The organism is Bacteroides intestinalis (genome assembly GCF_003464595.1).
GTDB classification, from domain to species: domain Bacteria; phylum Bacteroidota; class Bacteroidia; order Bacteroidales; family Bacteroidaceae; genus Bacteroides; species Bacteroides intestinalis_A.
The window spans coordinates 1-4,781 of record NZ_QRZF01000048.1; the positions used below are offsets into that span (position 1 = coordinate 1).

Genomic DNA, 4,781 nt, shown 5'->3' on the forward strand with positions numbered 1-4,781 from the left:
GAAACTTCGATCGCAGGATTCAAGTTAAAAAGTACTTGATATATCTGTGTTATGACCAAGTTTTTCAATTTCAGTTCTGGATATACCACAATATCAACCTTAAACAAAGAACTATTTTTTCTCTTTTTTTTTCTAATTTGCTTCCAGCTATCACCCAGATCGTAACTAACGTCCCAATCCCTGCGACTTGCTTCAGGGATACTATCACCTGTCATTGGTTCATAGTAAAGAGATATTTGAGGTATATTATTATCTAAAACGATTACCCGGCATGGCTTTTTATCCGGTAAACCCATCTTTTGAATGACATCTACAGCTTTGCCAATGCCTACTCCGTTTAGACGATATGCAGAATTTTGCAGTACGTATACACGTTCCTTGCCATCTTCCGTCCACCCAACATTCTCAAATCCCATCTCTACTAAAGTATTTACCGTACTTTCTCCTGTTTGGCAAAACCCTTTTAACGGAAGCAAACAGAATAAAAAGAACGCCGCACATCGTGCTATTGTTTTAGTAGTTAGACACTTTCTCATGTTAGAGTTTCTATACCTCATCTTTATTATTCATTTTTTGCATCTTTCACGACGCAAAATATGGTGCAAAAATAGACACAATTTTAATAATACCAAAGAATTTTACATGAAAAAATAAAATAATGTAGCATTTTCTGCATAAATCTTTTCTTGAAGGTTGTGTTCCTTATCAGTGAGCTTATGATGCATGATTAAGAGGTTACTAAATGACTAGTAAATACGATATTTAAGCGAGAAATATAACCATAAAAGTAATTCTAGTTATATACGTATTTTGTAGAAAACGAATTATTATTTGCCTGAAATAAGCTTAGTGGGGTTATAATGTCAAATTGTCGTTTTGTATTTTCTACAACAATATCCTTGGCTTGTTTGCAAATAAATCGGGGGATGATAGAGAAAAATGAATTCTCATGGAATATATGCGGCTTTAAAGGATTGAATTATTTCTTTATTGTGTTATATCTGATAGGTGTTTATTGTTAGACGTTTCTTTTTGCTTTTATTGTTGCATTTTTATGGATAAAATGATACTTTCTAAAATAGCTTGTTCTATGATGAGAAAGAAGTGAATATTATTAAATAACATGTTTAAATCATTCCTCATAGCATAAAATAGCTTTCATTTTAGGTAGGATTAACTTCTTGTCGACAAGAAGTTAACTCTTTGTTAGCAAGAAATTAACTTTTATTCAGCAAGGAGTTAACTCTTTGTTTACAAAGAAATGCTTTTTATATGCGTTTTTTAGTGAAAAAGATAGGGAATGTGCGCATGTTTATGCTGTTTGTGGTTGTGGTTTTCATTTTTTAGTTAATACTTCAAGGATTTGTGTGTAGGTGAATTAGTTGGTATCTAAACAAAATGGTCGCTTTTTAGGGTGATGTGTTACGTTATGTTAGGTATGAGGTCGATTGCTTTTTTCTTACTTTCATCCACTAATTTAGCATAAACCTGTGTGGTTTGTATATTGGTATGTCCCAGCAGTTTAGAAACAGTATATAAATCAACTCCCAACGTTAATAACATGGTTGCATGTGTATGGCGGGCGGTGTGAAATGTGATGTGCTTTTTGATGCCTGCTTGTTCTGCCCATCTGTGTAAAATCTCATTGGTTCTTCCCAAAGTTATCAATTTCTTAAAGATTTTGTCATTCTCTTTGGCGTCTTCCTGTCTGGGTAAGTGTTTTACCGCCTCCTTACTTAGAGGTAACGAAATGGCTTCTTTGGTCTTTTTCTGGATAATGTGTAACCATGAGTTCCCGTTTTCATCTGCTTCTATATCTCGCCATGTGAGTGCTATGATGTCGGAATGTCTCAGACCACAAAAACAACTGAAAAGAAAAGCTTTCCTTACTAATTCATTATAGAAAGGAGTTTGTGCCAATTTCTTCAATTCATCCATGGTGAGGTATTCTCTTTCTGTATGGTTTCTATGAGGCTTTTCTTCATTCTGGATTTTGTCCATAGGATTGGCTGACAGTAATTCTTCGGCCACTGCATAGTTTATGCAATACCGTAGCATTTTATAATAATATACTTGAGTATTAGCATGGAGCGACTTCTCTTTTTTGCTGTGAGCTTGTTTGGCTATTTTGAGATAATTCAAAAATCCTAAAATATATTCTTTGTTGATTCGGATAAGTTGGATATTATTGGGGTCATAACGTTTAAGGTGACAGATGACAGCATGCAAAGTAGTCCGACGTACTTTACCCTCAGATTTCTTTCCTGCTATCGCCTGTATATAATCGATTAATTTTATATTAGAGGTCTTATTGAATTTAAAGCCGTGACTTTGATTTTGTAATTCAATTATGCGTTGGGCTTTAATAGCATTTGCTAGCTTTAATGTCTCACTGTTACGAGTCTTGTCCGATTTGCTACTCTCCGGTATGATATATAATTTTAGGAATTCATATTTTCGTTTTCCTTCCATATATATATCGAGGTATATTGACTTACTCCCGTTAGTCAAGTGTTTTACCCTTATTTTAATTGGCTCTTTTATTTTTAGATCTTCTTTCATATTATCTTAGAATATTTATAGTAAAAAAAGTTACATTTTTATTCTAATAGTAACAAATAGGTAACAAAAAAGAGTTCCAATTGATTTAGTATTTGGAATTTATTCCGTTCTGTTGCCTCTTTTTATATTTAAATTATTGAATATTAGAAAAATAAACAAGAATTCCATCATTAATAATACAGTATAAATAGTAACAAATAAGCAACAAATATATAATATTAATGTATGAAAAAGAAACAATATAGACAAGTAATTAGATTGTTTATTATTATGTAATGTACTAAATAAGAGCTATATGTGTGAATTGTTTACTCAATATACATATTGTGATGATTTCCGGATAAAAAGCCATGTAGGATAATAGTTTTGGACAATAATGTACCTCAAATTTCTCTTTACTATGAACCGGTAATCGGTGATAGTGTTCCTGAAGCAAGTCGCAGGGATTGGGACGTTAGTTACGATCTGGGTGATAGCTGGAAGCAAATCAAGAAGGAAAAGAGAAAAAATAGTTCTTTGTTTAAGGTGGACATTGTAGTATACCCAGAACTGAAACTAAGAAATTTAGTCATAACGCAGATATATCAAGTACTTTTTAACTTGAATCCTGCGATCGAAGTTTCATTATGGAAAGGTATGAAGTTTATCGGGCAAGTTATTATACCTGTGTACAACGAATATGGAAGTTCCTACGAACAAGTGCGTCAGGGCTACATAGCCTTATCGCAATCAGTCAGGCTTCCCTATAATATCTTTCTGACGGCAACGATTGGAACATTCAATAATTACCGTTGGGGAGGAACTTTGGATGCAAAGTATATCTTTAAAGATGAACGGTTTTCTGTTGATGGACGTATTGGTTATACCGGACGCTCGCGCTTTGAAGACTGGCGTTGGAAAGTAAGCCCCTTGAAACGCTTTACGTGGAATATAGGGGGTAGTTTTTATTGGCCAGAGTATAATACATCGTTCTCTTTGAAGGTTGAGCAATACCTGCTAAGTGAAAAGGGTATTCGTTTTGATATGGTACGTAACTTTAGATATGTTTCTATTGGTTTTTACGGCATGAAAGTACAAAACGCAGGAAATAAAGGATATAATGGTGGTTTCCGCTTTCAGATAGCATTGCCACCATATAAATATAAAAGAAGAGGGTATATGCCCAGGGTAATGCCTTCTGAATATTTTGGAATGTCGTATAATGCGGGTAATGAACAATATTATGGACGTTCATTCAATCCGCGTGTAGACGACAATATGGCAACAGAAAATAGTTTTAACCCATATTTTATTAAATCAGAATTATTAAATTTTTAATTTTTTATTGAGATGAAAATGAAAAGTAAATTTTTTGGTTTTACCGCTAAGTTAGCGATGGCCATTTTAGCAGTCGGTACTATGTTTACAAGCTGCTATGATTCAGAAAACGGTGATGTGACAAAACCGTACGTAGCTCCGGATCCTGTATATACCATTTCTGGCACAGTTACTGATGCTTTAACGAATCAGATTCTTACAAGCGCAACTATTACTGTAAATGGAACTTCTGCAACTAATACAGATGGTACATATACTGTAAAAGGAAAAGCAGGTGAAAACATTGTCGTTGTTAGTGCTACAGGTTATGAGCCTGTGACTCGCAATGTAATTATTACAGCATTGGAGAAAGGTGAGGCTTCTACGACAGTTGTGAATGTTGCTTTGACTAAAGAGGGGACTATTAATATTAATGATGTCGAAATTACATATGATAGCACCCCTACTATAAAATCTGATGTTCTAAAAACAGAAGATAATCTGCAATTGGATTTGACAGCTGACGAGAATTCTGCAACTTTTGAACGTGTATTTAAGATCACTGTAGGTGCAGAATTGAATAAAGATCTTGCAATTTTATTTGCTGATGCTCCAAGTGGTTTGCTTGATTATGTAAAAAGTTATTTAGGCGCTATTGTTGGGCAGTTTGGTGAGAAAAAAGTTTTACCTGCTCCTTACACAATTGTTATTCCTCCCAACTACTGTGTAACCAGCGTTACTATTACATATAATGGAGTAGTAACTGATTATACTGTAAAATATGATAATAAGTCTTATAGCTTTACATTAACAGGATTGAAGTCTTATAGTTTCTCCACTCAATTCCTGCCGAATCATGGTTTTTCTCATAGTCATGGACATGGTCATGGTCATGGTGGTGATTTGAATGCCGGTGGTGGTAT

The 4,781-nt window shown here is 34.1% G+C and carries 2 protein-coding genes and 2 pseudogenes; 2 read left to right on the plus strand and 2 right to left on the minus strand.

Annotated elements, in window-relative coordinates; genetic code table 11:
• Together DWW10_RS25625 and DWW10_RS25630 are read right to left on the minus strand one after the other, a co-directional pair.
• Positions 1-557, minus strand: a pseudogene (locus tag DWW10_RS25625) (hypothetical protein); the annotation flags it as partial.
• An 865-nt stretch (positions 558-1,422) separates the two neighbouring features.
• Positions 1,423-2,562: a site-specific integrase gene (locus tag DWW10_RS25630; RefSeq protein WP_118422438.1), complete on the minus strand. Its 1,140-nt coding sequence runs from the start codon at positions 2,560-2,562 to the stop codon at positions 1,423-1,425.
• A 336-nt stretch (positions 2,563-2,898) separates the two neighbouring features.
• Here DWW10_RS25630 and DWW10_RS25635 point away from each other — a divergent pair.
• Positions 2,899-3,879, plus strand: a pseudogene (locus DWW10_RS25635) (hypothetical protein); the annotation flags it as partial.
• A gap of 12 nt (positions 3,880-3,891) precedes the next feature.
• On the plus strand, positions 3,892-4,781 hold an 890-nt coding region (locus DWW10_RS25640; RefSeq protein WP_147350493.1), incomplete at its 3' end, for a carboxypeptidase-like regulatory domain-containing protein.